Here is a 23,901-nt window from a genome sequence, read left to right on the forward strand (position 1 = left end):
TCGACTTTATTTAGAAAGCGTGGAGGTTCAGATGAAAAAATCAATATATCCTTATGATGCATGGAAAATAAGAGAAAGCAAATTCGACATAGAAACAAATTATCGAAATGAAACTATTTTTTCTTTAGGAAACGGTTATTTTGGTGTGAGGGGTACATTTGAAGAAGGTTACTCAGGCCCTAATGGCACATCGTTTAACGCAACATATATTAACGGATTTTATGAAATCTACGATATAAATTACGCAGAGGGTGGATATGGTTTTCCAAGTTACGGCGAAGCAATGGTAAATGTTGCTGATAGCAAAATTGTAAAATTGTTTGTAGATGATGAGCCATTTGACTTGTTAAAAGGCAACCTAATTGAATACGAAAGAATACTTGATATGAAGGAGGGTTTCACAGAAAGAAAGGTTGTTTGGGAGACTGAAAAAGGGAAAAAGCTGGAGATAACTGTAAAAAGATTAATTTCTTTTAAAAGGCAACATTTAGGTGTTATAGTTTTTAGATTTAGACCGTTAAACTTTAGTGGGAAGATAAAATTGATTTCCGAAGTTGATGGAAATATATATTACGGGAATGAGACAGATGACATGCGAGTAGGAAACAACATGAGAGGGAAAGTCGTAAATACCATTGACAGTCATATTGACGGATATATGGGATGGCTAATGCAAGCTACAAAAAGAAGTAAGCTAAAATACATTTGTTCTGTAAACCATGATGTAAAAACTGATTGCCATTATGAACTTAAAAATTACAAATCGGATGATAAAATAGGTTTTGAATTCTCTATTGATGCTGAAAAAGATAAAATTTTTCAGCTTGATAAGTTTGTTTCGTACTACACATCAAGAGAATGTTTAGAAGATAAGCTTGTTGATAGTTCGGTCCATGAGGTCATAAGTGCTAAATCGGATGGAGTAAATATCATCTTTAAGGAGCAGTTTGATTATTTAAAAGAATTTTGGGCAGATGCAGATGTGGAAATAGACGGCGATATTTCTATGCAACAAGGCATAAGGTACAACGAATTTCAATTGCTTCAGTCTGTATCAAAAAATGATATTGCGAATATATGTGCAAAAGGTCTTACAGGTGAAGGATATGAAGGACACTATTTTTGGGACTCTGATGTCTATATCATGCCATTTTTTCTCTACACAAAACCAGACATCGCTAAAAACTTTGTAATGTTTCGATACAATTTATTAGATGCGGCCAGAAAAAGGGCGAAGGAATTGGGATATAAAGGTGCCCTTTATCCCTGGAGGACGATAGATGGACCGGAATGTTCATCTTATTTTCCCGCTGGAACTGCTCAATATCACATAAACTCTGATATAGTTTTGGCTATAAAAAAATACGTTGATGCAACTTTAGATTACGAATTTTTGTACAAGTACGGTGCAGAAATTATTTTTGAAACTGCAAGGCTTTGGATAAGCATAGGTGCATATATTCCTTTGAAAAATAATAAGTTTTGTTTGAATTGCGTAACAGGACCTGATGAATATACGGCATTGGTTGACAACAATGCGTATACAAACTATATGGCACAAATGAACTTAGAGTATGCATACTTTGTTGCCAAGGAGATGGCTAAAAAAGCTCCGGAATATTATGATAACATCAAAAAAAAGATTGGACTTACTGATGAAGAACTAAATGAATGGAATGACGCAGCACAGAACATGTATTTACCTTATTCGGGTGATTTTGGAATTATTCCACAAGATGATAGCTTTCTTTATAAAGAGAGATTAAATGCAAAGGATTTAGAAAGCGAAAAACCCTTGTTACTTCACAGACATTATCTAAATATATACAGATATCAGATATGTAAACAACCTGATGTACTATTGCTTATGTACCTAAGAAGAGAATTATTTAGCATTGATGAAATTAAAAGAAATTACGATTACTATGAGCCAATAACGACTCATGATTCATCGCTTTCACCAGCCATATTCAGCATTCTTGCAAATGAGATCGGATATTATGATAAAGCCTACGAATATTTTATGATGACGGCAAGAATGGATCTTGATGATTACAACGGGAATGTGAAAGATGGGATACACACTGCTTGCATGGCTGGTGCTTGGAGCGCAATCATAAGTGGATTTGGTGGAATGATGACATATCCTGATGGACTTCATTTTATGCCTAATATACCCAAAAGCTGGAAGTCATTATCGTACAACATTAGATATAAAAATTGTAAAATGCATGTAAGCATTACCCAAGAAAAAGCGTCATTTTCATTGATTAAAGGTGAGATGCTGAAAATTCACATTTACGATGAAGAAATAACGCTTTTGAAAGGCGACAAAGTTGAAAAAGAGGTGAAAAAAGTTGATAGACAAAAGTGTTAAGCATAAAGGCGTGATATTTGATTTAGATGGTGTGATTACGGATACTGCTGAATACCACTATTTGGCGTGGAAAAAGTTGGCTGATGAATTAAATGTATATTTTGACAGAGAAATAAATGAAAATTTGAAAGGTATTAGCAGAATTGAGTCGTTGGAGATAATTTTAAAGAAAAGCAATAATTTTTTTAGTGAAGAAGAAAAGTATTATTTGGCAGATAAAAAAAATGAATACTACAAAGAGATGATAAATAGAATGACACCTAAGGATTTACTTCCTGGTGTAGTAGACTTAATAAGAGAATTAAAAGATAGAGGAATAAAAATAGCTGTGGCTTCTGTAAGCAAAAATGCAAAAACCGTGCTTTCAAATCTTGGCCTCATTGAGACATTTGATTACATTGTGGATGCAGAAAAAATAAAAAATGGCAAACCAGATCCGGAAATTTTCTTAAACGCTGCCGCTGGAATTGACGTTGAACCTAAATTATGTATAGGAATAGAGGATTCTAAAGCTGGTATTGAAGCCATAAATAGGGCAGGAATGGTATCTATTGGAGTTGGCAATTATGAAACAGTGAAAGGGGCAGATATTGTCTTAAAGGACTTAAGCGATCCATTGCCAATATTAAACTTGCTATAAAATAGTAATAATAACCTCCCAAAGGAATAAATTTATTATAGATTCGTAGTTGGGAGGTTATTTTTTGTGAAACTATATTATATCAAAAAAAGCGTCATCATAAACTTGTTAGCGGTTTTTGTACTAGCATTTATATCTATTTTGTACACAAATTATGGTGTTCCACCTGTTATAAGTACATTATTAAATATAAATATGCAGCTTCCGATTTATAGCGTTGATATTCCTGACAAAAGGGTTGCTATATCGTTTGACGCATCATGGGGAAGTGATAAGACAGAAAGACTTTTGCAGATATTAAAAGATAAAAATGTAAAGGCCACGTTTTTTTTGACTGGGCTTTGGATTGATAAATATCCTGATCTTGTAAAAAAAATTTATGAAGAAGGTCATGATGTGGAAAACCACAGCAATACACATCCACACATGACGCAGTTAAGCGATTTAGAAATGACAAATGAGATAAAAGCTTGTGAGGAGAAACTTGTAAAGATCACTGGACAAAAGCCTTACTTATTTAGACCTCCATACGGCGACTACAACGATAAAGTCATTGAGACAGCAAAGAGTTTAGGATATTATACCATACAATGGGATGTAGATTCGCTTGATTGGAGAGGCCTTGACACCGAGGCGATAATAAATAGGGTATTGCCAAACGTTAAAAAAGGTTCCATCATCCTCTTTCACAATAATGGTCAATTTACACCTGAGGCGATACCGTACATTATTGATAAACTGAAAGAAAATGGATATCAAATAGTTCCTATAAGTCAGTTAATATATAAGGAAAATTACTATATTGATCATGAGGGCAGGCAACATAAAAAACAATAAAATTTTATTAAGTTATGCAATAATAATTGCAAAAAAATAAAATTAATGATATTATTTTGATAATGTTGAGAAAAATAATATCAATTTTTTTGCGATACTTTGTATTGAGGTTGGGTGGTTCAATGAAGTTTATTTATGTAAAACGATTAAATATTTTAATAAACCTGTCATAAATGCTCTTCTCTGTTAATATCTATATTTTAAGAAGATACACATGATGGAAGGGAGAGTAAACAGATGGCAGGTAATATATTGGGGAATAATATGGTTAATGTATCTGGTAAAATTGTAAGCGAATTGGAGTTTAGTCACGAGCTTTATGGGGAGCAGTTTTATAATTTTACGCTTGAAGTGCCAAGACTAAGTGACGCAAAAGATATGCTTCCGATTACTATTTCAAACAGACTATTTGAAGGCATAAATTTAACTCCAGGCACTAAAGTGAAAATAGAAGGACAACTTAGATCATACAATAGGCAATCGCCAAATGGTGGTAAAAATAGGCTGATATTGACTATTTTTGCAAGGGATATTATAGTCGTAGGTGATGATGAAAGCACTAAAAATCCTAATGAGATTTTTTTGGACGGATTTATATGTAAAGAGCCTGTTTATAGAACAACACCATTTGGGAGAGAAATATCAGATTTGCTTGTGGCTGTCAATAGACCATACAGCAAGTCAGACTATATTCCAGTAATCGCATGGGGAAGAAATGCCAGATTTTGCGAAAAGCTGAAAGTAGGCGATCGCATAAAATTGTGGGGAAGGGTACAAAGCAGAGAATATCAAAAAAAAGGAGATAATAACGAGATTATAACGAGAACAGCCTATGAAGTATCCATAACAAAAATGGAAAAAGTCAATAAAGAGGATTTGATTTTGACACAGCAATAGATATTTTACATACAAAAGGAGAGATTGTCGTTGAAAAACGGTTTGATTCAAATATACACAGGCGATGGGAAAGGCAAGACGACTGCTGCTATAGGCCTTGGCATAAGAGCTTTAGGCAGAGACTTTAAGGTATATATGGTTCAATTTTTAAAAGGGAGAGATACGGGAGAGCTTTATGTTTTAAAAAACATAGATAATTTCAAGGTTTTTAGATTTCAGTCAAGTGAAAAATTCTTCTTTCAGATGGATGAGAACGAAAAAAATGTACTTAGAGATGAGATGCATGAGGCTTATAAATTTATAGAAAATGTCATTAAAAATGAAGAGTGCGATATGCTTATATTAGATGAAATAATGGGGGTAATACAGAACAATATTTTTTCTGTGGAAGATGTGCTTAAACTCATGAAGGAAAAGCCAGATACAATGGAGATGATTTTAACAGGCAGAAATGCTCCTAAAGAGCTTATTGATAATGCAGATCTTGTGACAGAGATGAAGTTAGTTAAACATCCTTTTGAAAAAGGTATTTCTGCTAGATATGGAATAGAATTTTAAAACCCGGCTAAGCCGGGTTTTTTAACCTCTTAAATCGTCCAATAGTTTAGTTTTTTCTCTGGTCTTTTCGTCTTTGATTTTGACAATTTTAGCAGGGACGCCAGCTACGACGGTGTTTGGCGGTACGTCTTCTGTGACGACAGACCCTGCTGCTACAACAGCATCGTGACCAACTCTGACACCTTCTAGAAGGACGGCATTAGCTCCTATAAGCACATTATCTTCAACTATAACAGGTATACTGCTTGGTGGCTCCAGCACGCCTGCTATGACTGCACCAGCGCCAACATGGACATTTTTCCCGATTATTCCTCTTGCACCGATAACGGCATTCATGTCTATCATTGTATTTTCACCAATTTCAGCACCTATATTTATTATAGCACCCATCATGATTACTGCATTTTTTCCTATTTTTACTCTATCTCTTATGATAGCGCCTGGTTCGATACGGGCATTTAAGTCTTTTATATCAAGTAATGGTATTGCTGAATTTCGCCTATCGTATTCAAGGTGATAATCCTTAATCTTGTCTTTGTTTTCATCTAAAAGTTTTTTAACATCTTCTAATTCTCCCAAAATTATTTTAAAATTGTCAGTGCCAAAAACTTTAAATATCTTTTCGTCTACATCTATGTTTCCATTTATATAGGCTTTTACTGGTGTTGATTTTTTAGATTCCTTTATGAATTTTGCTATTTCATAAGGATTTGTCAATTCATCTTTTGAATTCAAAAGTCATCATCCTTTCTTGACAAGTGATTCCATGTCGTAAAGTCCAGGTTTTTGATTTATTAAAAACTTAGCTGCTAAAAGTGCGCCATTCCCAAATATTTCTCTCGATCTTGCAGAATGGCTGATTTTAATGATTTCGTCATGACCAGCGAAAATCACTTCATGTTCGCCTACTACGGTACCACCCCTTAACGCATGGATTCCTACTTCATTTTTATCTCGCTTATCTACATTTGAATGTCTTCCATACACATATTCCATTCTATCGCCTAAAACGCTGTTGATGGCATCTGCAATAAGCAAAGCTGTTCCGCTTGGCGAATCTTTTTTCATATTGTGGTGCATTTCAAGTATTTCTATGTCAAAATTATCACTTAAAACTTTTGCAGCTTCTTTGACTAAACTTATAAGTACATTGATGCCTAACGACATGTTAGCAGACCTAAACACGGGAATATGGTTAGATGCTTCTTTTAAAGAGTTAATTTCTTCTTCATCAAGCCCTGTTGTTGCAACGACAACAGGTAAATTTTTGATTACAGCGGCTTTTAACAATTGCGGCACAGCGGTGTGATATGAAAAATCTATCACTACATCGGCATCCACATCTACTTCATCAAGGCTTTTGTAGACGGGAAATCCGCATTGACACTGATTTTGATCGATTCCAGCAACAACTTCAAAGTCTTGATTCTGTGAAGCCATGCTTGCGATTACTTTGCCCATTTTTCCACAGCAACCATTTATTATCACTCTTATCATTAATACAGCCTCCTCATATCAGTCCAAATTCTTTTAACGTAGTTTTCAGTGCATTTAAATTCTTTTCGGACATATCGACTAAAGGAAGCCTCAATGGTCCGACATTGAAACCCATTAAATTCATTGCCGTCTTGACTGGAATTGGATTAGTTTCTATGAACATGACGCTATTTAAAGGATTTAATTCCAATTGCAACTTTCTTGCGGCTTCTATATCTCCATTCAAAAATAGCATTACCATTTCGTGTATTTTTTGAGGCACGATATTTGCGGTGACAGAAATTACACCTATGCCTCCTAATGAAAGTATCGGCACGACTTGATCATCGTTTCCTGAATATATTTCAAATTTATCGCCCATTATCCTGGCTATCTCAGCTATCTGAACTATATCGCTACTGGCCTCTTTTACACCAACAACATTGTCAACGTATTTGCATATTTCTAAGTATGTTTCTGGTTTCACGTTCATTCCTGTTCTACTTGGAACATTGTATATTATTATTGGCTTATCGACATTTTTGGCGATTTCCGTAAAATGTTTGACAAGTCCTGCTTGAGTAGTCTTATTGTAGTATGGTGTTATGACAAGCAGAGCATCAGCACCGACAGATGAAGCATATTTACTTAGTTCAATGCTGTGACGCGTATCATTGCTGCCAGTCCCAGCTATGACCGGGATGCGACCATTTACTTTATCAACTGCAAATTTAATTGTATCCATTCTTTCTTTATCTGTCATCGTTGACGATTCACCAGTTGTGCCACATATTATTATGGCATCTGTACCTTCTTTTATATGCCATTCTAAAAGTTCCTCTAACTTATTAAAATTAACTCCATCTTCAGTGAATGGGGTAACGAGGGCAACACCTGAACCCTTAAATACTGGCATTATTAACCATCCTTTCTCAGATCATAAAGACATCATTTAATCAAAAGCTCAGCAATTTGCACAGCATTAGATGCGGCGCCTTTTCTGATATTATCTGCAACAATCCACATATTTAATCCGCTGTATACTGTTTCATCACGTCTTAATCTACCCACAAATACTTCATCGTGACCTGTTGCGATTGTCGCAACTGGGTATATGTTGTTTTCTGGATCATCCATTAAAACTACTCCAGGGGCATTTTTTAAAATGTTCTTTAAGTCTTCCATTTGATAAGGTTTTTCAAATTCAATATTGATGCTTTCACTGTGCGAATTCTTAACGGGCACTCTAACCGTCGTAGGTGATACCTTTATAGAATTGTCACCCATTATCTTTTTTGTCTCATTGATCATTTTAAGCTCCTCTTTTGTATATCCATCAGGTAAAAATACATCTATATGAGGAATACAGTTATTTGCTATAGGGTAAGGGAAACATTGATTTTTTTCGCCATTTAATGTTCTTTCAAGGTCATCAACGCCTTTTTTGCCTGCACCAGATACTGCTTGATATGTTGAGACGACAATTCTCCTGATTTTGTATCTGTCATGAAGGGGCTTTAGCGGGACTACCATTTGAATCGTTGAACAATTAGGATTTGCTATTATGCCTTTATTCCATTTAATATCTTGTGGATTTACTTCAGGAACTACCAGTGGTACATTATCATCCATTCGCCATGCGCTGGAGTTGTCAACGACTGTTACTCCTTTTTCTGCTGCTATAGGAGCGTACATTTTACTTACTGTAGCGCCTGCTGAAAATAATGCTATCTTTATATCTCTATCAAAGCTTTTTTCTGTCAATTCTTCTACAGTGTATTCATTTCCTTTAAATGTAAGCTTTTGGCCGGCAGTTCTTTTTGAGGCAAACAAATATAAATTGTCCACCGGGAAATTTCTCTCTTCTAAAACTTTAATGAACGTTCTTCCTACGAGGCCTGTTGCACCTACGATTGCTACATTGACTCCCATTATTATCCTCCTTAAAAATAAAAATTCAATGATATAGTGCAATAAAGTAATTTTGTTATTTAAAATATATCATTATTATTATATGAAGTCAATAAAATAAGGTTATACAAAAATAACCCCTAAAAGAGGTTATTTTTGTGACTTTGATGCTTTTTCAAGCGATTTAATGTCTGTCTCTAAAACGCTTGTTTTGATTTTAGTGATGGTTCCGTCTTTTGATTGTACAGCTTTTTCTAATTCGCTAAGACCTGCATCAAATTTATCTGAGGCGTTTTTAGCGTCTTTAGGTAGTTTTATCCTTATGTTTTTCCAAATCGCTTTTATCTCATCTATATCTTTTAATGCAATATCCCACTTGCCTAAAGATGAATTAAACTCAATGTCCCTGCTGTAAAATCTGAGCTTTTTAATGTCAGGAGGGGATGTCGTCTTAAAGTAATTTTCGATTTCAGGCACAAATTTGTAGACATTATTTGCAGCGATCATTGTATCATCTAATGATTTACTGGAAGACTTTGTCGTTAGAATATTTATCGCTGTGCTTACATTGTTCAGCAAATCGGTACTGGCTCCAGCTTTTGTAGCAATAGGGCTTAAAACATTCCAATTTGTATGTATATCTTTTACGGTTTTATCTATTGTGCTCCACGATTTTTCTTCTGGTGACTGTTTTTGCTGTTTTTTATTAGCACCTTTTTCATTAGATTTTCCGCCTCCTTGGCTTTTTGATGAACTTTGCTTTTTATCCTGAGGCGCTAATGTTGTGGTTGATTGTTGAGCGCTTTTGCCACTTTGGGATTCTTTAAGTTTTTTAGCTTCTTTTATTATTGTGTCGATGTCGCTTTCGATTTTGGCAAGCTCTTTCGGTGTAGACATTTTTTGAGTCGTGCTGGGTTTTTTCTGCGGAATGGGCTTTTTTTGTTTATTCTTGCAAGCAGAAAGCTGAAATACTGAAATAAATATCAATAATAGACAGACAATTTTACGATATTTTTTCATAGAATCACCTCAATAGATAGTATTGCCAGGATGTTTTAATTTAATGAACAGATAATTTTTTTAAAATTTGTAAGGTTGTAAATTTTTGTACTTGCATAAGAAAATTATGGTATAATATAATTATAACGTAGTAGCTAAAGGCTACATGAAAGGAGAGTGCGTATGTGGAACTATAAAATCAAAAAAGTGTCTGTTTTTTCTGTCTTTAAGTTCACATTGTTATACGGTGTTATAATTGGAGCTGTTTTAGGTTTAATTGGGGGTCTATTCGGGAGTATAGGAGATGCTAGATTCTTTGGTTCAGGTGTCTTTGGAGGACTCATATTTGGCATAATTTATGGGGTGATGCTGGCGCTAATTAGTGCTTTTGGGACATGGATTTTCAATCTCATATCTGGTGTTATAGATGGAATAGATATTGAGCTTGAAAAAAAGGACGAATGATATTGTTATGTTGAATTTCATGTGTTATAATTTTGTAAAGTCATACTTTTAGATGGGCAATGGTGTCCTCAATGAAGGAAGATAGAGTCCTTAATTGAGTACACCTATTTTTAATTTAAGGAGGATTGCTATGGGAAACAAATACAGTGCAGAAGACGTATTGAGGATTTCTAAAGAACGTGGTGTTGAGTTCATTCATTTGCAGTTTAGTGACATCTTTGGCGTCATGAAAAATGTCTCGATTCCTATTGAGGAGCTTGATAAGGCTTTAAATAACGAAATAATGTTTGACGGATCATCAATAGACGGATTCGTTAGAATCGAAGAATCTGATATGTATTTAAGGCCAGATACCGATACATTTGTAATATTCCCATGGAGGACAACAAGTGGTGTGGAGGCAAGGCTTATTTGTGATATATACAATCCTGATGGTACGCCTTTTGAAGGTGATCCAAGGTATATTCTTAAGAAAAATTTAGAAGAAGCAAAAAAATTAGGCTACACTATGAATGTGGGACCAGAATGTGAATTTTATCTGTTTTTGACAGATGAAAAAGGAAATCCTACTACAATCACTCAGGATGCAGCAGGATATTTTGATATGGCACCAGTTGATTTAGGAGAAAGCGCTCGAAAGGAAATGGTTTCTACACTAAAAGAAATGGGATTTGCAATAGAGGCATCACACCATGAAGTAGGACCGGGGCAGCATGAAATAGATTTTAAATATGATGATGCGCTTGCAACGGCAGATAATGTCATGACATTTAAAATGGTAGTAAGGATAATAGCGCAAAAGCACGGACTTCATGCGACGTTCATGCCTAAACCTGTGTACGGCATTGCAGGTTCTGGTATGCATTTGAATCAGTCACTCATGAAAAACAGTGAAAATGCTTTTTACGATCCAAGCGACCAGATGGGTCTTAGTAAAGATTGCTATTACTACATTGGAGGCCTTTTGAAACATGCAAAAGCATTAACATCTATAACAAATCCTACAGTAAATTCATACAAAAGGCTTGTATCAGGCTTTGAAGCTCCTGTATACATTGCGTGGTCCGGAAGAAATAGAAGTCCCCTCATACGGATACCTGCTAAAAGAGGAAATTCAACAAGGATAGAGCTTAGATCACCTGATCCTTCCAATAATCCGTACTTAGCATTAGCTTGTTCGTTAGCTGCAGGACTTGATGGCATAAAAAATAAGATAATGCCACCGCCATCTGTTGACAAAAATATTTATGAGATGGACGAAAATGAACTTAAAGAGTTAAACATAGAAAAATTGCCTGACTCTTTAGAAGAGGCTTTAGTCATTTTAGAAAAAGACGAAGTAATAAAAAATGCGTTAGGTGAACACATATACAACAAATATGTTGAGGCAAAATGGTCTGAGTGGGATTCCTACAGGACTTACGTCACAAGGTGGGAGATAGACCAATACCTTACTAAGTTTTAAGGTAGGTGTTTTCATGAGTCAGTGGCGCATCATAATTGCTGATAGCAATGACTACAGCAGAAGCACACTTAAAGGAATGCTTTTGTCCAGTGGACATCTGGTATATGAAGCGAGAGATGGTGGAAGCGCAGTTAGGCTGTCTCGCTCCTTGATGCCTGATCTTGTTTTGGTAGATATGGGTATTGTGGGAATGAATGCTTATGAAGTAGCGCATATAATAGATAGCGACAATGTAGCACCTGTCATATTGATGACGCAGACCATTCAAAGAGGCTTTATCGAGGAAGTAAAAAACTATTCGGTATTCGCTTATTTGCTAAAACCAATCGATAAAGCAGTGTTATTAAGTTTGACTGAATTTGTGATAGAAAATCACAAGAAATATTTGTCTTTAAAAAATGAAATAGAAAGTTTAAAGAAACAAATAGAAGCCCGCAAGAAAATAGAGAAAGCTAAAGGTCTTTTAATGAAAGTAAAAAAATTAGATGAAGATGAGGCTTACACACTGATGAGGAAGATGAGCATGGACTCAACTCTTCCTATGGAAGTCATAGCAGAGAGAATATTGACTAAATACTCGTAAAATAAGCTTAAGCACAAATATGTTTTTAATAGCAAAAAGGCTATAGGAGAATTCCTACAGCCTCTTTATTAAAATACATTAAGTTTTAGTTTTTTCCTTCTAACCCAATGCTTTAATACTTTTGAAAGCCAAGGCATTACATAGTAGTCGAGACCAAATGCTCTTCCAGCGCCGCCCATTATGGCTATGGCAGTTATGACGTACCACCAGTTGTTGAATGTCGCCATACCTGATAGGTAGAAATTAATATGAAGGAATATGGTTCCAAGTGCAGCAATAAACGTAAATAGTCCTACAACAAGCAAAAGACCAATGCCTATTTCAGACAATGTTATTAGTGACTGGAAGAATATAGCATGAGGAAATATGAATTTTTCCATAAACCAGCCATACCAGGCAGGGACATTTTGCATTGGAGCTGAAGACGCACCAGCGGATAATTTAACTGATGACAGCCATCCTTCTTGTATGTGCTGTATGCCACTTATTATCCACATTAAACCTAAGAAAACCCTCATAAGGGATAGCCAGAACATATTTGTAGTAACAGCTACATGGTTTTCAATTATGCTTAATTTGCCTTTATCAGGCACATCTATAAACTGATCTCTTATATATTGAGCACACATGCCGAGACCACTTAAGCCAAATAGATAATGCATATTTACAATGTGCTTCATAAATGTAGCTGGGTATCCGGAGAGTCCACCTATGCCAGATAGTTCGGCAATCGCAAACCTTCTTCCTACGGATACCATATTTCCGTGAAGATTTAGTTTAAGTTCTTTCTTTGGCGTATTTTTAATGGAAGCGGCAATATTGTATGCGGCGGCATCTGCAGACTGCAAAGCAGATTCAACCAAAGCAGGCATAGGTTTTCCGTCTTCTCCTACATATGAGGCACTGTCGCCGATAGCATATACGTACGGATTAGATGATTCCATGTATTTATTTACTACGATTCTTCCTTTTTTATCTGTATTAAGCCCAATATTGGCAACGAAGCTATTTCCTTGAATGCCGCCTGTCCAAATTAGCGTTTTTGTAGGAATTTTTTCTCCTGTTTTTAATGTTATACCATCTGGTGTAACGCTGGTGATCATGGAATTTGTCTTGACTTCTACCACGTTTTTGTTGAGGAAATTTACTACTTTTTGAACTAAATTTTCTCTGCTGACTGTAGGTAAGATTTTAGGCAATGCTTCCACAAGAGATAGTTTAACTTCATTTCTTGGGATTTTGTATTCTTTACACAGCCTATTTACCCATTCCATGAGTTCACCTATCATTTCAACTCCGGTAAAACCGCCGCCACCGACTATGAATGTAAGCATTTTTGCTCTCTTTTGCTTGTCAGTTTCATATTGTGCCTTTTTAAACATTTCGCGAATGTGCTTGTTTATTTTTTCAGCGTCTTTTAAAGACCACAACGTGAAAGCGTGCTCTTTCATGCCAGGAATTCCAAAATAGGCTGGTTCACTTCCACAAGCTATTATAAGGTAATCATAATCGTATTCAGATGTTTCTGAGTACAACTTCTTGTTTTCTATGTCAACTTTGGCTATCTCATCTTGCACAATCTTAACGCGTGTGTACTCCAATGCTTCTTTTAATGAAACTTTTACACCTTCAGGTTTTATCCTATTTCCAGCCACTTCATGTAGCTCTGTAAGGTATGTCTGACTATCATTTTTTTCGATAAGCATTATTTCCACATCGTCGTTAAGCAAATATTTATCAAGCTTTTGTGCAGCAGTAGCTCCTCCAAATCCGCCGCCCAACACTATTACTTTGACGCTCATATAAAAACCTCCTGTTAAAATTATCTATCATCTTGATTATAGCATAATTATTTAACAAACAAAAATTTTACAGTAAATGATATCAGTTGATTAAATATAAAAAAACAAATATAATAAATTATGATGTGTTTTATAGGATTGGAGGGCATAAAACTGTCTGCTAAGAAAATTGTATATGTTTCTATATTGGTTTCACAAGCTTTAGTTTTGAATATAGTTGAAAGCTTTATTCCCGTTCCAATCCCTGTTCCAGGGATAAAGATCGGGCTTGCTAATATAGTTACTTTAGTAACGATATTGATGTTTGGATTTAAAGAATCCCTTATTGTGGTCACTCTGAGGACATTGTTGGCACAATTGCTTGTCGGAAATTTAACGTCATTTTTGTACAGTGTATCCGGTGGTATTTTGAGTGCATGTATTATGTTTTTTGTCTACAAGAGATACAGCAAATACTTTAGCTTAGTTGGTGTAAGTGTTTTTGGCTCTGTTGCCCACAATGTAGGTCAATTGTTTGTTGCGGCGTTAATCATAAACAATTTTCTTATATTCTCCTATTTACCTGTGCTTATGATTGCTGGAATCATAATGGGTGTCTTTACAGGACTTGTGGCTAATTATTTTAAAAAATACATCAAAAATGTTAAATACGATTCTAAGTGGTAGGTGTTTGTTTTGTTTGACAAATATGAGTTTGTAAAAGAAGATATGAAAAAGATAGATGAATTTATTTTGGCAAATGTCAAGACTAACTCTCCAACCATAAAAAAAGCGATTGACGATTTGGTTTTGTCTGGGGGCAAAAGGATAAGACCCCTTCTTGTCATCGCTATTGCCAGAATGGGCGAATACAGTGAGGAGAAAATCATTCCAATAGCAGCTTCTATAGAGATAATGCACATGGCCACGCTTATACATGACGATATCATTGATGATTCAAAGATGAGGCGTGGACAAAAATCGGTTCAAAGCAAATACGGTAAAGAAACAGCGGTTTTTACTGGCGATTTTTTATTTAGCCAAGCATTTAATTTGATAGCTGATATTATTTCAAAAGAAAATTTAAAATTAATTGCGAAGGGCGTTAAGGCTATTTGTGAGGGAGAGATTGAACAATTTGATAATAGATATAATCTGGATTTGAGCATTAAAAAATATCTAAAAAGAATTTATAGAAAAACTGCTTTATTATTTGCAATTAGCTGTGAATCTGGTGCATCGCAGGCAGGACTTCCAAAAGAAATGATAAGAGCTATGCGGCATTTTGGTTTAGAAATAGGTACGGCATTTCAGATTGTCGATGATATTCTTGATTACGAAGGTGTAGAAAGAGTTGTAGGAAAGCCTTTAGGCAGTGATCTATTAAACGGAATATACACATTGCCTCTTATCTATGCGCTTAAAACGGATCGCAAGAAGGTAATTAAGGGGATTTTGAGGAAGAGAGATTTAAGTAGAAGAGATGTAAACCGCATAATAAAGGAAGTAAAGTTGAGTGGCGGCATAGACTATGCAAAAGAACTTGCTCTCAAATATGTAAAAAAAGCTGTTAAGTATTTGGAAGTCATACCAGATTGTGAGCAGAAAAGCTTAATGATGGATATTGCTGATGATGTATTGAAGAGGAATCATTGATTTTTGATAAGCATGATAAAAGGACATTTTCAAAAAAATGTCCTTTTACTCGAATGTGCCTTTTTTTACGATTTCATGGAATTTAATCATAAATTGGCCTTTTGCTATGACTGATGAAATGTTTAAATTTTTGTCCAGAACTACCAAATCGGCATCAGAATTTTCTTTTATGCAGCCCTTTTTAGGGTATAGAAGAAGCACTTTGGCCACATTTTCAGTTATTATTTTTATGGCAGCTTCAAGTGGTAAGACACCATTTGCAATTATTTCTTTTAAATCTCTATAAAGCGTTAATGTACTGCCAACCATGACTTTAATAAGCTTTTTGTTTTCATCAAATACAGGTATGCTTCCGTTGCTGTCAGAGCTCATGGTCACGTTATCTAACGGAAGATTGTTTTCTACAATTTTTCTTACTGCATCTATTGGTTTAAGTGCAGTTTTGGAGTTTTCATCAGGTTTTATATCTGATGTTAAGTCGATACGGCCTCCCATCTTTAAAAATTCCATCGCTTGTGAAAAAAGATGACCATTTCTATTTACATGAGTTGGAATAAACTGTGTGATTGGTATTTCAGTATTTTTGACGATGTCTATAATAGGTGTAAGACCTCTTATGCCATCGCCAACGTGCAAATGTACAATTCCTGGTTTATTTCCTAAGAGCCCACCAACTCTGGCTTCTGCTGCAAGTTTTGTAAGATCTTCTTCTGTTGGCTGAGCTGATCTGTGATCAGAAATGGCAATTTCGCCAGTGCCTAACACTTTATCAATTATCGCTACGTCAGATCTGACGCTATTAGTAAGTGTTCTCGTAGGAAGCTCATAAGCACCTGTGTATATATACGTGGTAAGGCCTTCTTCCTCCAATGCCCTTGCTTTTGCCAGCAATTCTGTCATGCTTCTTGTTATGCCATCTGCACCTAAAAGTCCCACAACTGTTGTGATTCCAGCTTTTGTGAGTTCTGTTAGCTTTATCTCAGGGGTTCTTGTTGCAGGACCTCCTTCGCCACCGCCGCCTGCAATATGCACATGTTGATCAATAAAACCAGGCAGAATTATATGCCCGCTTAAGTCGATGGTTGAAAGTTCGGGAAGATCTCTTATATGGATGTCTTTCGCTATTTTGACAATCCTTTCGTTACATGTAAGTAAGTCCATTTTGCCGATGTATTTTGGTGCATAAACTTCTGCACCTTTTAATAATAAGAACATTTTTTTCACCTTCTATACAGTTTTTTTCTTGCAAATTAGTTTGTACAAAATCGTTATTATTTATGTTATCATTAAATTGTATCGAAACAAATTGAGAGGTGTTGAAGATGGTGAATTTTTCAGTAGATAAAAATAAGACTACTCCACTTTATATACAGATTTTTAATCAATTTAAAAAATATATTGAAAATGGCAGCATCCCACCAGGTTACAAGTTGCCAACCATACGTTCATTAGCTAAAGAGTTGGGTGTAAACAATGTTACTGTCATAAATGCGTATAGGCTACTTGAGGCAAACGGGTATATAGAAAAAAGAGTCGGTAGTGGAACGTATGTATCTGAGACTGTTAGACAATCAGAAATGCCTATCGAAGACATAAAAGCTTTGGAACATGGACAGATACTTGTAAATAAAAACATGATAAATTTTTCTTCATCGTCTCCAAACCCTGAGCTGTTTCCGGTTGAAGATTTTAAAGTAATTATAAACAAAGTTTTGGAGAGAGATGGTGGATACGCATTTGAATATCAAGATACAAAGGGATACATGCCACTTAGAAAAGTCATTGCAGAGTTCATAAAGAAAGATGAGGTAAGCATTGATTACGAAGATGTACAAATTATCTCAGGCGGACAACAGGGGATAGATGTTGTATCAAAAGCGTTGATAAATTTTGGTGATTGTGTTTTTGTTGAGTCACCTACGTATTCATGGGCCATAGCATCTTTTAAATCAAGAGGTGCTGAAATTGTGGATATAGAACTTGAGAATGATGGAATTAATGTATATATGTTGGAGGAGAAACTGAAGATTTTCAAACCAAAATTGATTTACACAATGCCGGTTTTTCAAAATCCAACAGGAATTTCGTACAGCGTGGAAAAGATGAAAAAACTCATCGAGATTGCATACAAGTATGATACTTATATTGTGGAAGACGATTTTTCAAATGAGTTAAACTTCAGCAATAATAAGCATTTGCCATTAAAAGCCTATGACAAATACGATAGGGTAATATATATAAAAAGTTTTTCTAAGATATATATGCCGGGATTGAGATTAGGGTTTATATTATCTCCTAAAAATCTTATAAATTCTTTTGCTGAAGCCAAATATGTTACAGATTTATCAACTTCCGGTTTGATGCAAAGAGCATTTGAGATCTATTTGAAAGAAGGAATGTGGAAAAAACATGTAGAAGTATTTAAAAATACCATGAAGAATAGGTTTGATGAGATGAAACGTCTTTTGGCTGACAATAGCTATTTTGAGATTAATATTCCAGATGGAGGGTTTTATTTTTGGATAAAATTGAAAGAAAATATTTCTTCAAAAATGATATATTTAAAATGTATTGAAAGAAATGTTTCTATTGTTCCAGGAAGTATATTCTTTTCTAATAAAATAGATGATTCGCATATAAGATTAAGCTACGCGTCGTGTGAAGTAGATAAAATAAGAAAAGGCATACTAACTATTGAAGAAGTCATTAAAGATATTGATGATGCGGGAAATAGTGAATATATTCCAATCGTTTAAAAACGCTTTAATGCGTTTTTTTGAATTAAAAAAAAGCAACTACAAATAATAAATATGCAAAAATAACTGAGGAGGAGGTAAAAATATGGCATTAACTCAAAAAGAACTTGGATATATTTCGGATGAACTTGCATCAGAGCAATTGATAATAAAGAAGTATCAGACGGCTGTGAATCAAGTGACAGATCCACAGCTTAAAAATGTGTTTCAAAAAAATATAAATGTGCATCAAAATCATTACAACTCTTTATTAAATTTATTGAAATAGGAGTGATATAGATGGGTAGAAAAAGTGCAAAGGTAAATACTACTGCCATGAATTCAGCAGCTATGCCGGATATGTCAGGTGGCAGTATTAGCAAACAGATAGATTCATATACAAATTCCAATTTAAAAAATGTGTCGACAAATGCTACTACAACTGGCAGCATAAATGCTACAGGTATGCCTAATGATTATTCGCCGGTAGGTAGCATAAGCAGGGCGATCGACAATACCACGATGCAGAATCTAAACAGTGCAAGCGGTAAGAATCAAGCTTATACAGCGAGTTTATCTCAAACTTCGCCGCTCACTGATAAAGACATAACTGCAGATTGTCTAAAGTCAGAAATATTGCTGCTACAATCTTACAACAGCGCTTGTATAGAAAGTGCAAATCAAAATGTATATTCCAACATCAAGAATATACTAAATGAAGAACACGATGTCCACTATGAGATATTCAATTTGATGAAACAAAAAGGGTGGTATCCTGTAAGCAATGCAAATCAACAGGATATTGTTAATACCAGAAATATGTTTCAAGGATAAATGAGGCCTTTATGGGCCTCATTTACTTTTGTGGGAAATTTATACGGTTGAAGATATATGCTTGCCAATGTTATCATATATATTGAAAATGCACAAGGGGGATTTTGGCATGCATATAAAGAAATTTTTTGTTATGCTTATAGCAGCTTTTATAGTTTTATCTTTGTTTTTATTTAATTTCGCTAAAACCAGCGCGTCAGCAAGAATTGTATATGCTTATGCGACACATGATTACGATGCAGATAATAGTTCTTACGATTCTTTTATACAAAATGAATCAAACATCAATTATGTAATAACGTTTACTTATGGGATTGACGAAAATGGTAATCTAAATGGTACTGAAAATGATGTGATAAAAGATGAAGCAGTAAAAGATAATGTGACACCTCTTTTGCTTATTCACAACATGCGGGGAGGGACATTCGACAATAGCTTGATACATTCGGTTTTAACTAATGTATCTGCCAGAAATAATTTGATTGATAACATTGTAGGTGCAGTAAAAAGTGGAGGGTACAAAGGAGTTAATATTGATTTTGAAAATGTTGGATACAACGACAGACAAAACTACGACCAGTTTTTATCGGATTTGAAATCAAAATTGGCAGCAAGCAATTTGATGCTTACTGTTGCTATACCTGCTATGACTGCGGACAGCCCATCGAGCTTTTGGGCGGGAGGATTTGATTATGCGGCAATATCCAAAGTAGCTGATAAAATTATTATAATGGCTTACGATCAACATTGGTCTGGTGGAAGCAGCGGTCCGATTTGCTCGTTTGATTGGCTTCAAAATGTTACTAACTATGCTTTGTCTACAATTGATAAGGATAAAATAGTTATGGGGCTTCCGGCATATGGATATGATTGGTCTTCGGCTGGTACGACTTCTGTTACTGAAGATGATGTAAAAAATTTGATTGGCATGTACGGTGGCAATGCCTTATGGAATAATGTATATAAAGAACCGTACTATATTTATTACAAAAATGGAGTAAAGCATACAGTATGGTTTGAAAATTCCTACAGTTTTAAGCTAAAATTAGATTATCTTTCATCAGTGGGGATAAACAGCATATCTTTCTGGAGGCTTGGTTACGAAAGCCAGGATTTTTGGGCAGCTATTGAAGGCAATACAGTTGATTATTTTGGAGACATATTTGCAAGCTGGGCGAGGGATGATATCAACGATATGGCGATGCTTAAATATGTCTCCGGGTATGGTGATGGTACATATAGACCTAATAATTACATAACAAGAGCAGAATTTGTTACATTGCTTTTAAGAGTAATGGGAATTAGTGAAGAGCCTGGTGAAGGATTTTGGGATACGCAGCAGAGTTTTGCAAGAGATGCCATAGCGACAGCGAAAAAACTTGGAATAGTAAGTGGTTACGACGATGGCAGCTTTAGGCCTAATAACTACATAACAAGAGAAGAAATCGCTGCTATAATTGCTAAAGCTTACGGTTACAAGCCGTATTCTAGTAGTTCATTTATTGATATAAACGACAGCTTCGCTAAATACGATATCATCGCTTTGTCAAATAGGGGGATTATATCTGGATACGATACATATCACTTTATGCCAAAAAATTTTGCGACGCGGGCAGAAGCTACAGCGATACTTCATAGACTTCTAAAAAAATAAGGAGCTTTAGCTCCTTATTTTACATCTTTTTTCTTTTGTTGAGTTTCGGCATTCTTTTCTGCTTTTTTATTCATTTTGCATTTTCCATCAAATATTGCGCCTTCGTCAATAATGAGATTTTGAACCTCTATGTCACCGTATACTTTTCCAGTGGATGTTATCTGCACTTGATTTTTTATTGTAAGATTTCCGACTATCTCTCCTGAAACTGAAATATTGTCAGCTTTTACATCAGCTTCTATTTTTGAATTTTCACCGACAATTAAATTGCCTTCTACTTCAACTTTTCCAGTAACTAATCCGTCGATTCTCATAGTGCCCTGAGAAGAAATGTTTCCTTCTATTTTTGTGTTTTTGCCAATTATTGTATCGATCTTATCAGTATTTACATCAAATGTATTAGCATCTTTTCTTTGAAACATAGTACACCTCCTTTTGGGTTTTGGCAACTATCATACGTCACTTGGTAAGATATTTCATAGGATCGACTGGATTGCCATTTAGCCTTATTTCAAAATGCACATGTGGCCCCGTGCTGCGACCTGTGCTACCTGATTTTGCTATGACATCACCCCTGTTTACAGTTTGTCCTACTCTTACTAACAGTTGAGAATTATGACCGTAAACAGAAGTGATTCCATAACCGTGATTTATCATGACTACATTTCCATATCCGGAAAGCCATCCTGCATAGGTTACAATGCCTTTGCCCGCCGCTTTAACAGGTGTACCGTATCCTACGGCAATGTCTATTCCAGGGTGAAACTCTGAGCTTTCTCCATAAGGGGATGTGCGACTTCCGAATGGTGATGTTATAGGTCCTACAACAGGATATGATGATGGCAGCGATGCGAGATAATCCAATCTTTTGCTTATATCATCTATCAGAGTTTTGTATTCATATGTTTTATTATCTATTTCGCTTGAAAGCTCATTTGTGGTTTTTTCATCTAAAGTTAAATCCCTTGAATCACGTGTTATGCCGCCACGGCTCGTTTCTGGTGAACTTAGTCCTACCATTCGCCTGACTTTTTGCTCTAACTCGTCAAGACTTTTCATCTTGTCACTTAACTTCTTGGCATTATCATTAAGCATGGCGATCTTTTTGCCTTGAGATTGGTTTAAGTCCTGCATTTCTGCTATTTTTTGATTTTTTTCTGCGATTATCTTGTCTTTTTCATGAACTGCGGCGTAAAGATATGCGTATTTTCCTGCAAAATAAAAAAAGGTTGAAAACAAGCCTATCAAAAGCACTGCCGCTGCAAATATATAAGCTTTTAAAGCAGATCTTTTTATTTTAAAGCTTTTTATGTCTTTTTTAGAGTTTGGTACAACCATGATATTTATGTACTCATCTTTATTTTTTATATGCATTTAATCCAGTAACACCTCCTTCATAAAATAGCCAATTAACTATATTCTACATAAAGTTCAAAATTCCTGCTATGATAATAAATTAACAATCAATTTGAGGGTTTTTAAAATTAGCGAAATATAGTTTTTTTGAATATTATGAGTACAAAATAAAAATTTCACAGGAGGTATTTGTATGGCGACGATTATATACCCACCTACTATTAATTTTAACTGGCTTTATCAGAGGCCACAGCAGCTATTGAGTCGTATGTCTGAAAGGAATTATACAGTTTACTACGTTAATAAATCTTTTGATGACAGCTACAATAGAGGAATAATAGAAGTAAGAAAAAATTTATACATTGTAAATGGTGTAGATATTGGTAGTGTAAAATTTAGAGAAATTCCTATAGTATGGATATCATATCCTCCAAATTACAATTTTCTAAAAATGTTCAAGAAAAAATATGTGATATTTGATTCTATAGATTATCCTTCAGAAGAATTTACAGAGTGGAAACTTAATTTTGAAGAAGTGCAGAAAGCTGCCAACATAGTATTTGCTTCATCTGAAAAACTATTTAATATAAATATTAAAGTCAATAAAAGGACATTTTTGCTGCCAAATGGTGCGGATTTTGATCATTTTAAGAAAGCAAGCAAAATTTTTTCAGAAAGACCTATTGATTTACCTGGTGATAAACCTATAGTTGGATATATAGGAGCATTGGCGACGTGGATAGCTTGGGACTTAGTGGATTATATTGCTTTAAAATGTCCTGAGTATAATTTCGTGTACATTGGTCCTAATTTGAATACAAAAAAAGTGCCTATTAGAAAGAATATTTTTTATTTGGGAGAGAAAAAATATGACGTCCTACCAAATTATTTACAGTATTTTGATGTGACTATAATTCCTTTTAAAGTTACAACAATGACTGAAGGTGCCGATCCAATAAAAATGTATGAATATTTAAGCGCCGGAAAACAAATCGTTTCTTCCAAATTGCCATCTATCATAAAATGCGATGGCATTTACGTTGCCAATGATAAGGAAGAATTTGCATATTTGATAAAGAAAGCCATCGAAAATGTTAGCGTCGTGAAAAAAGAAAAGCTTATGGAAGTAGCGCGAGAAAATTCATGGGATAAAAGAGCAGAATACGCTGATAGAATTATAAGATATTATTTGGTATATAAATAAATTCGATTTGACTTATACACTTGTTAAAGATTAAATGAGGTAATAATCTTCGAGAAAAATATGATATAATTATTCAAAAGAGAAAAAAGTAGATACTAAGATATTTAGGAGTTGTTAGTTTGAAAGGTATTTTACTTGGTATAATTTTATCTTTTATTACTGTTATTGTTAATATTGCCTTAAATGGAATACATTCTACGTATGTAAGTTACAGCAATTATTTTTTTATTGTCGGATGTATTGTGGGGCTTATTGGAGGTTTTTTGTACGTATCATATTGGTTTAACGATATGAGGACTATCAGTAGAATATTTAGAAACCTTGAACTTCCTGAAAAAAGATATGATTTTATTTATATGACACAATGGGGAAAAGTGCTATTGATGGCAGCCGCGTTTTTAATGTTTTTATCGCTTTTAATAGTCCTCCTATGCGAATAAAAAGGTACATTAAACTAATAATAATTATGTATT

At 34.8% G+C, this 23,901-nt stretch carries 25 protein-coding genes; 16 read left to right on the forward strand and 9 right to left on the reverse strand.

The window, feature by feature from the left end:
* The first annotated feature begins 31 nt into the window (after positions 1–31).
* From HNR52_RS05670 to HNR52_RS05690, 5 genes are all read left to right on the forward strand, one after another.
* Positions 32–2,377 carry a glycoside hydrolase family 65 protein gene (locus HNR52_RS05670; protein WP_435619945.1) on the forward strand — a complete coding sequence of 782 codons (2,346 nt, stop codon included), beginning with the start codon at positions 32–34 and terminating at the stop codon, positions 2,375–2,377.
* Positions 2,358–3,017: a beta-phosphoglucomutase gene (gene pgmB / locus HNR52_RS05675; RefSeq protein ID WP_013788427.1), complete on the forward strand. Its 660-nt coding sequence runs from the start codon at positions 2,358–2,360 to the stop codon at positions 3,015–3,017. Before HNR52_RS05670 ends, pgmB begins: the two co-directional genes overlap by 20 nt.
* A 66-nt stretch (positions 3,018–3,083) precedes the next feature.
* Complete coding sequence (locus HNR52_RS05680; RefSeq protein ID WP_013788426.1) at positions 3,084–3,854, forward strand: polysaccharide deacetylase family protein; 771 nt, start codon at positions 3,084–3,086, stop codon at positions 3,852–3,854.
* A gap of 237 nt (positions 3,855–4,091) precedes the next feature.
* Entirely contained in the window at positions 4,092–4,751 is a 660-nt protein-coding gene (locus tag HNR52_RS05685; protein WP_013788425.1) for a single-stranded DNA-binding protein, read from the forward strand.
* 30 nt (positions 4,752–4,781) lie between these two features.
* The gene (locus HNR52_RS05690) at positions 4,782–5,309 is read left to right on the forward strand and encodes a cob(I)yrinic acid a,c-diamide adenosyltransferase (protein ID WP_013788424.1); all 528 of its coding nucleotides are present in this window, start codon (positions 4,782–4,784) and stop codon (positions 5,307–5,309) included.
* Positions 5,310–5,330: 21 nt separating this feature from the next.
* On the opposite strand, the gene dapD is transcribed toward HNR52_RS05690, so the two are convergent.
* From dapD to HNR52_RS05715, 5 genes are all read right to left on the reverse strand, one after another.
* Positions 5,331–6,044, reverse strand: a complete 714-nt coding sequence (dapD, locus tag HNR52_RS05695; RefSeq protein WP_013788423.1) for a 2,3,4,5-tetrahydropyridine-2,6-dicarboxylate N-acetyltransferase — start codon at positions 6,042–6,044, stop codon at positions 5,331–5,333.
* A gap of 6 nt (positions 6,045–6,050) precedes the next feature.
* Complete coding sequence (gene dapB / locus HNR52_RS05700) at positions 6,051–6,806, reverse strand: 4-hydroxy-tetrahydrodipicolinate reductase (protein WP_013788422.1); 756 nt, start codon at positions 6,804–6,806, stop codon at positions 6,051–6,053.
* Positions 6,807–6,819: 13 nt separating this feature from the next.
* A complete protein-coding gene (dapA, locus tag HNR52_RS05705; protein WP_013788421.1) occupies positions 6,820–7,701 on the reverse strand; it encodes a 4-hydroxy-tetrahydrodipicolinate synthase in 882 nt (293 codons plus the stop codon).
* Between the two features lie 32 nt (positions 7,702–7,733).
* Complete coding sequence (locus HNR52_RS05710) at positions 7,734–8,717, reverse strand: aspartate-semialdehyde dehydrogenase (protein ID WP_013788420.1); 984 nt, start codon at positions 8,715–8,717, stop codon at positions 7,734–7,736.
* 129 nt (positions 8,718–8,846) lie between these two features.
* Entirely contained in the window at positions 8,847–9,716 is an 870-nt protein-coding gene (locus HNR52_RS05715; protein ID WP_013788419.1) for a hypothetical protein, read from the reverse strand.
* A 162-nt stretch (positions 9,717–9,878) separates the two neighbouring features.
* Here HNR52_RS05715 and HNR52_RS05720 point away from each other — a divergent pair, with 162 nt between their 5' ends.
* From HNR52_RS05720 to HNR52_RS05730, 3 genes are all read left to right on the forward strand, one after another.
* Positions 9,879–10,160 carry a hypothetical protein gene (locus tag HNR52_RS05720; RefSeq protein ID WP_435619946.1) on the forward strand — a complete coding sequence of 94 codons (282 nt, stop codon included), beginning with the start codon at positions 9,879–9,881 and terminating at the stop codon, positions 10,158–10,160.
* A 130-nt stretch (positions 10,161–10,290) separates the two neighbouring features.
* Positions 10,291–11,625, forward strand: a complete 1,335-nt coding sequence (gene glnA, locus HNR52_RS05725) for a type I glutamate--ammonia ligase (RefSeq protein ID WP_013788417.1) — start codon at positions 10,291–10,293, stop codon at positions 11,623–11,625.
* Positions 11,626–11,638: 13 nt separating this feature from the next.
* Positions 11,639–12,208: an ANTAR domain-containing response regulator gene (locus HNR52_RS05730; RefSeq protein WP_013788416.1), complete on the forward strand. Its 570-nt coding sequence runs from the start codon at positions 11,639–11,641 to the stop codon at positions 12,206–12,208.
* Between the two features lie 68 nt (positions 12,209–12,276).
* Here HNR52_RS05730 and HNR52_RS05735 read toward each other — a convergent pair whose 3' ends face one another.
* A complete protein-coding gene (locus HNR52_RS05735; protein ID WP_435619947.1) occupies positions 12,277–14,010 on the reverse strand; it encodes an FAD-dependent oxidoreductase in 1,734 nt (577 codons plus the stop codon).
* Positions 14,011–14,130: 120 nt separating this feature from the next.
* Between HNR52_RS05735 and HNR52_RS05740 the strand changes: the two genes are divergently transcribed.
* Positions 14,131–14,676 (forward strand): Gx transporter family protein, encoded by a 546-nt coding sequence (locus HNR52_RS05740; protein ID WP_435619948.1) that lies wholly within the window; start codon positions 14,131–14,133, stop codon positions 14,674–14,676.
* Positions 14,677–15,645, forward strand: coding sequence for a polyprenyl synthetase family protein (locus HNR52_RS05745; protein ID WP_435619949.1), 969 nt, complete (start codon positions 14,677–14,679; stop codon positions 15,643–15,645).
* A gap of 45 nt (positions 15,646–15,690) precedes the next feature.
* On the opposite strand, the gene iadA is transcribed toward HNR52_RS05745, so the two are convergent.
* Entirely contained in the window at positions 15,691–16,860 is a 1,170-nt protein-coding gene (gene iadA / locus HNR52_RS05750) for a beta-aspartyl-peptidase (protein ID WP_435619950.1), read from the reverse strand.
* A gap of 107 nt (positions 16,861–16,967) precedes the next feature.
* Between iadA and pdxR the strand changes: the two genes are divergently transcribed.
* From pdxR to HNR52_RS05770, 4 genes are all read left to right on the forward strand, one after another.
* The gene (pdxR, locus tag HNR52_RS05755; RefSeq protein WP_435619951.1) at positions 16,968–18,401 is read left to right on the forward strand and encodes a MocR-like pyridoxine biosynthesis transcription factor PdxR; all 1,434 of its coding nucleotides are present in this window, start codon (positions 16,968–16,970) and stop codon (positions 18,399–18,401) included.
* An 85-nt stretch (positions 18,402–18,486) separates the two neighbouring features.
* A complete protein-coding gene (locus HNR52_RS05760) occupies positions 18,487–18,669 on the forward strand; it encodes a spore coat protein (RefSeq protein ID WP_013788410.1) in 183 nt (60 codons plus the stop codon).
* An 11-nt stretch (positions 18,670–18,680) separates the two neighbouring features.
* Complete coding sequence (locus HNR52_RS05765) at positions 18,681–19,214, forward strand: spore coat protein (protein ID WP_435619952.1); 534 nt, start codon at positions 18,681–18,683, stop codon at positions 19,212–19,214.
* 109 nt (positions 19,215–19,323) lie between these two features.
* Positions 19,324–20,868 carry an S-layer homology domain-containing protein gene (locus HNR52_RS05770; protein WP_013788408.1) on the forward strand — a complete coding sequence of 515 codons (1,545 nt, stop codon included), beginning with the start codon at positions 19,324–19,326 and terminating at the stop codon, positions 20,866–20,868.
* Between the two features lie 14 nt (positions 20,869–20,882).
* Here HNR52_RS05770 and HNR52_RS05775 read toward each other — a convergent pair whose 3' ends face one another.
* Together HNR52_RS05775 and HNR52_RS05780 are read right to left on the reverse strand one after the other, a co-directional pair.
* Positions 20,883–21,290: a bactofilin family protein gene (locus tag HNR52_RS05775; RefSeq protein WP_013788407.1), complete on the reverse strand. Its 408-nt coding sequence runs from the start codon at positions 21,288–21,290 to the stop codon at positions 20,883–20,885.
* Between the two features lie 37 nt (positions 21,291–21,327).
* Positions 21,328–22,242 (reverse strand): M23 family metallopeptidase, encoded by a 915-nt coding sequence (locus tag HNR52_RS05780; protein ID WP_435619953.1) that lies wholly within the window; start codon positions 22,240–22,242, stop codon positions 21,328–21,330.
* A gap of 175 nt (positions 22,243–22,417) precedes the next feature.
* Between HNR52_RS05780 and HNR52_RS05785 the strand changes: the two genes are divergently transcribed.
* Positions 22,418–23,428, forward strand: a complete 1,011-nt coding sequence (locus HNR52_RS05785; protein WP_435619954.1) for a glycosyltransferase — start codon at positions 22,418–22,420, stop codon at positions 23,426–23,428.
* Positions 23,429–23,547: 119 nt separating this feature from the next.
* Positions 23,548–23,868, forward strand: a complete 321-nt coding sequence (locus HNR52_RS05790; protein WP_013788404.1) for a hypothetical protein — start codon at positions 23,548–23,550, stop codon at positions 23,866–23,868.
* Positions 23,869–23,901: the final 33 nt, after the last annotated feature.

This window comes from Thermoanaerobacterium thermosulfurigenes (genome assembly GCF_051201035.1).
Taxonomy (GTDB): domain Bacteria; phylum Bacillota; class Thermoanaerobacteria; order Thermoanaerobacterales; family Thermoanaerobacteraceae; genus Thermoanaerobacterium; species Thermoanaerobacterium thermosulfurigenes.

Excerpts from the sequence above, each read along its gene's own strand:
- HNR52_RS05785 (WP_435619954.1), top strand. The coding sequence starts at position 22,418 with ATGGCGACGATTATATACCCACCTACTATTAATTTTAACTGGCTTTAT.
- dapB (WP_013788422.1), bottom strand. The coding sequence starts at position 6,806 with ATGATAAGAGTGATAATAAATGGTTGCTGTGGAAAAATGGGCAAAGTA.
- HNR52_RS05775 (WP_013788407.1), bottom strand. The coding sequence starts at position 21,290 with ATGTTTCAAAGAAAAGATGCTAATACATTTGATGTAAATACTGATAAG.
- HNR52_RS05765 (WP_435619952.1), top strand. The coding sequence starts at position 18,681 with ATGGGTAGAAAAAGTGCAAAGGTAAATACTACTGCCATGAATTCAGCA.
- HNR52_RS05770 (WP_013788408.1), top strand. The coding sequence starts at position 19,324 with ATGCATATAAAGAAATTTTTTGTTATGCTTATAGCAGCTTTTATAGTT.
- HNR52_RS05670 (WP_435619945.1), top strand. The coding sequence starts at position 32 with ATGAAAAAATCAATATATCCTTATGATGCATGGAAAATAAGAGAAAGC.
- HNR52_RS05710 (WP_013788420.1), bottom strand. The coding sequence starts at position 8,717 with ATGGGAGTCAATGTAGCAATCGTAGGTGCAACAGGCCTCGTAGGAAGA.
- HNR52_RS05760 (WP_013788410.1), top strand. The coding sequence starts at position 18,487 with ATGGCATTAACTCAAAAAGAACTTGGATATATTTCGGATGAACTTGCA.
- HNR52_RS05685 (WP_013788425.1), top strand. The coding sequence starts at position 4,092 with ATGGCAGGTAATATATTGGGGAATAATATGGTTAATGTATCTGGTAAA.
- pdxR (WP_435619951.1), top strand. The coding sequence starts at position 16,968 with ATGGTGAATTTTTCAGTAGATAAAAATAAGACTACTCCACTTTATATA.
- HNR52_RS05780 (WP_435619953.1), bottom strand. The coding sequence starts at position 22,242 with ATGCATATAAAAAATAAAGATGAGTACATAAATATCATGGTTGTACCA.
- dapA (WP_013788421.1), bottom strand. The coding sequence starts at position 7,701 with ATGCCAGTATTTAAGGGTTCAGGTGTTGCCCTCGTTACCCCATTCACT.
- HNR52_RS05730 (WP_013788416.1), top strand. The coding sequence starts at position 11,639 with ATGAGTCAGTGGCGCATCATAATTGCTGATAGCAATGACTACAGCAGA.
- HNR52_RS05715 (WP_013788419.1), bottom strand. The coding sequence starts at position 9,716 with ATGAAAAAATATCGTAAAATTGTCTGTCTATTATTGATATTTATTTCA.
- glnA (WP_013788417.1), top strand. The coding sequence starts at position 10,291 with ATGGGAAACAAATACAGTGCAGAAGACGTATTGAGGATTTCTAAAGAA.
- HNR52_RS05720 (WP_435619946.1), top strand. The coding sequence starts at position 9,879 with ATGTGGAACTATAAAATCAAAAAAGTGTCTGTTTTTTCTGTCTTTAAG.
- HNR52_RS05735 (WP_435619947.1), bottom strand. The coding sequence starts at position 14,010 with ATGAGCGTCAAAGTAATAGTGTTGGGCGGCGGATTTGGAGGAGCTACT.
- iadA (WP_435619950.1), bottom strand. The coding sequence starts at position 16,860 with ATGTTCTTATTATTAAAAGGTGCAGAAGTTTATGCACCAAAATACATC.
- HNR52_RS05740 (WP_435619948.1), top strand. The coding sequence starts at position 14,131 with ATGATGTGTTTTATAGGATTGGAGGGCATAAAACTGTCTGCTAAGAAA.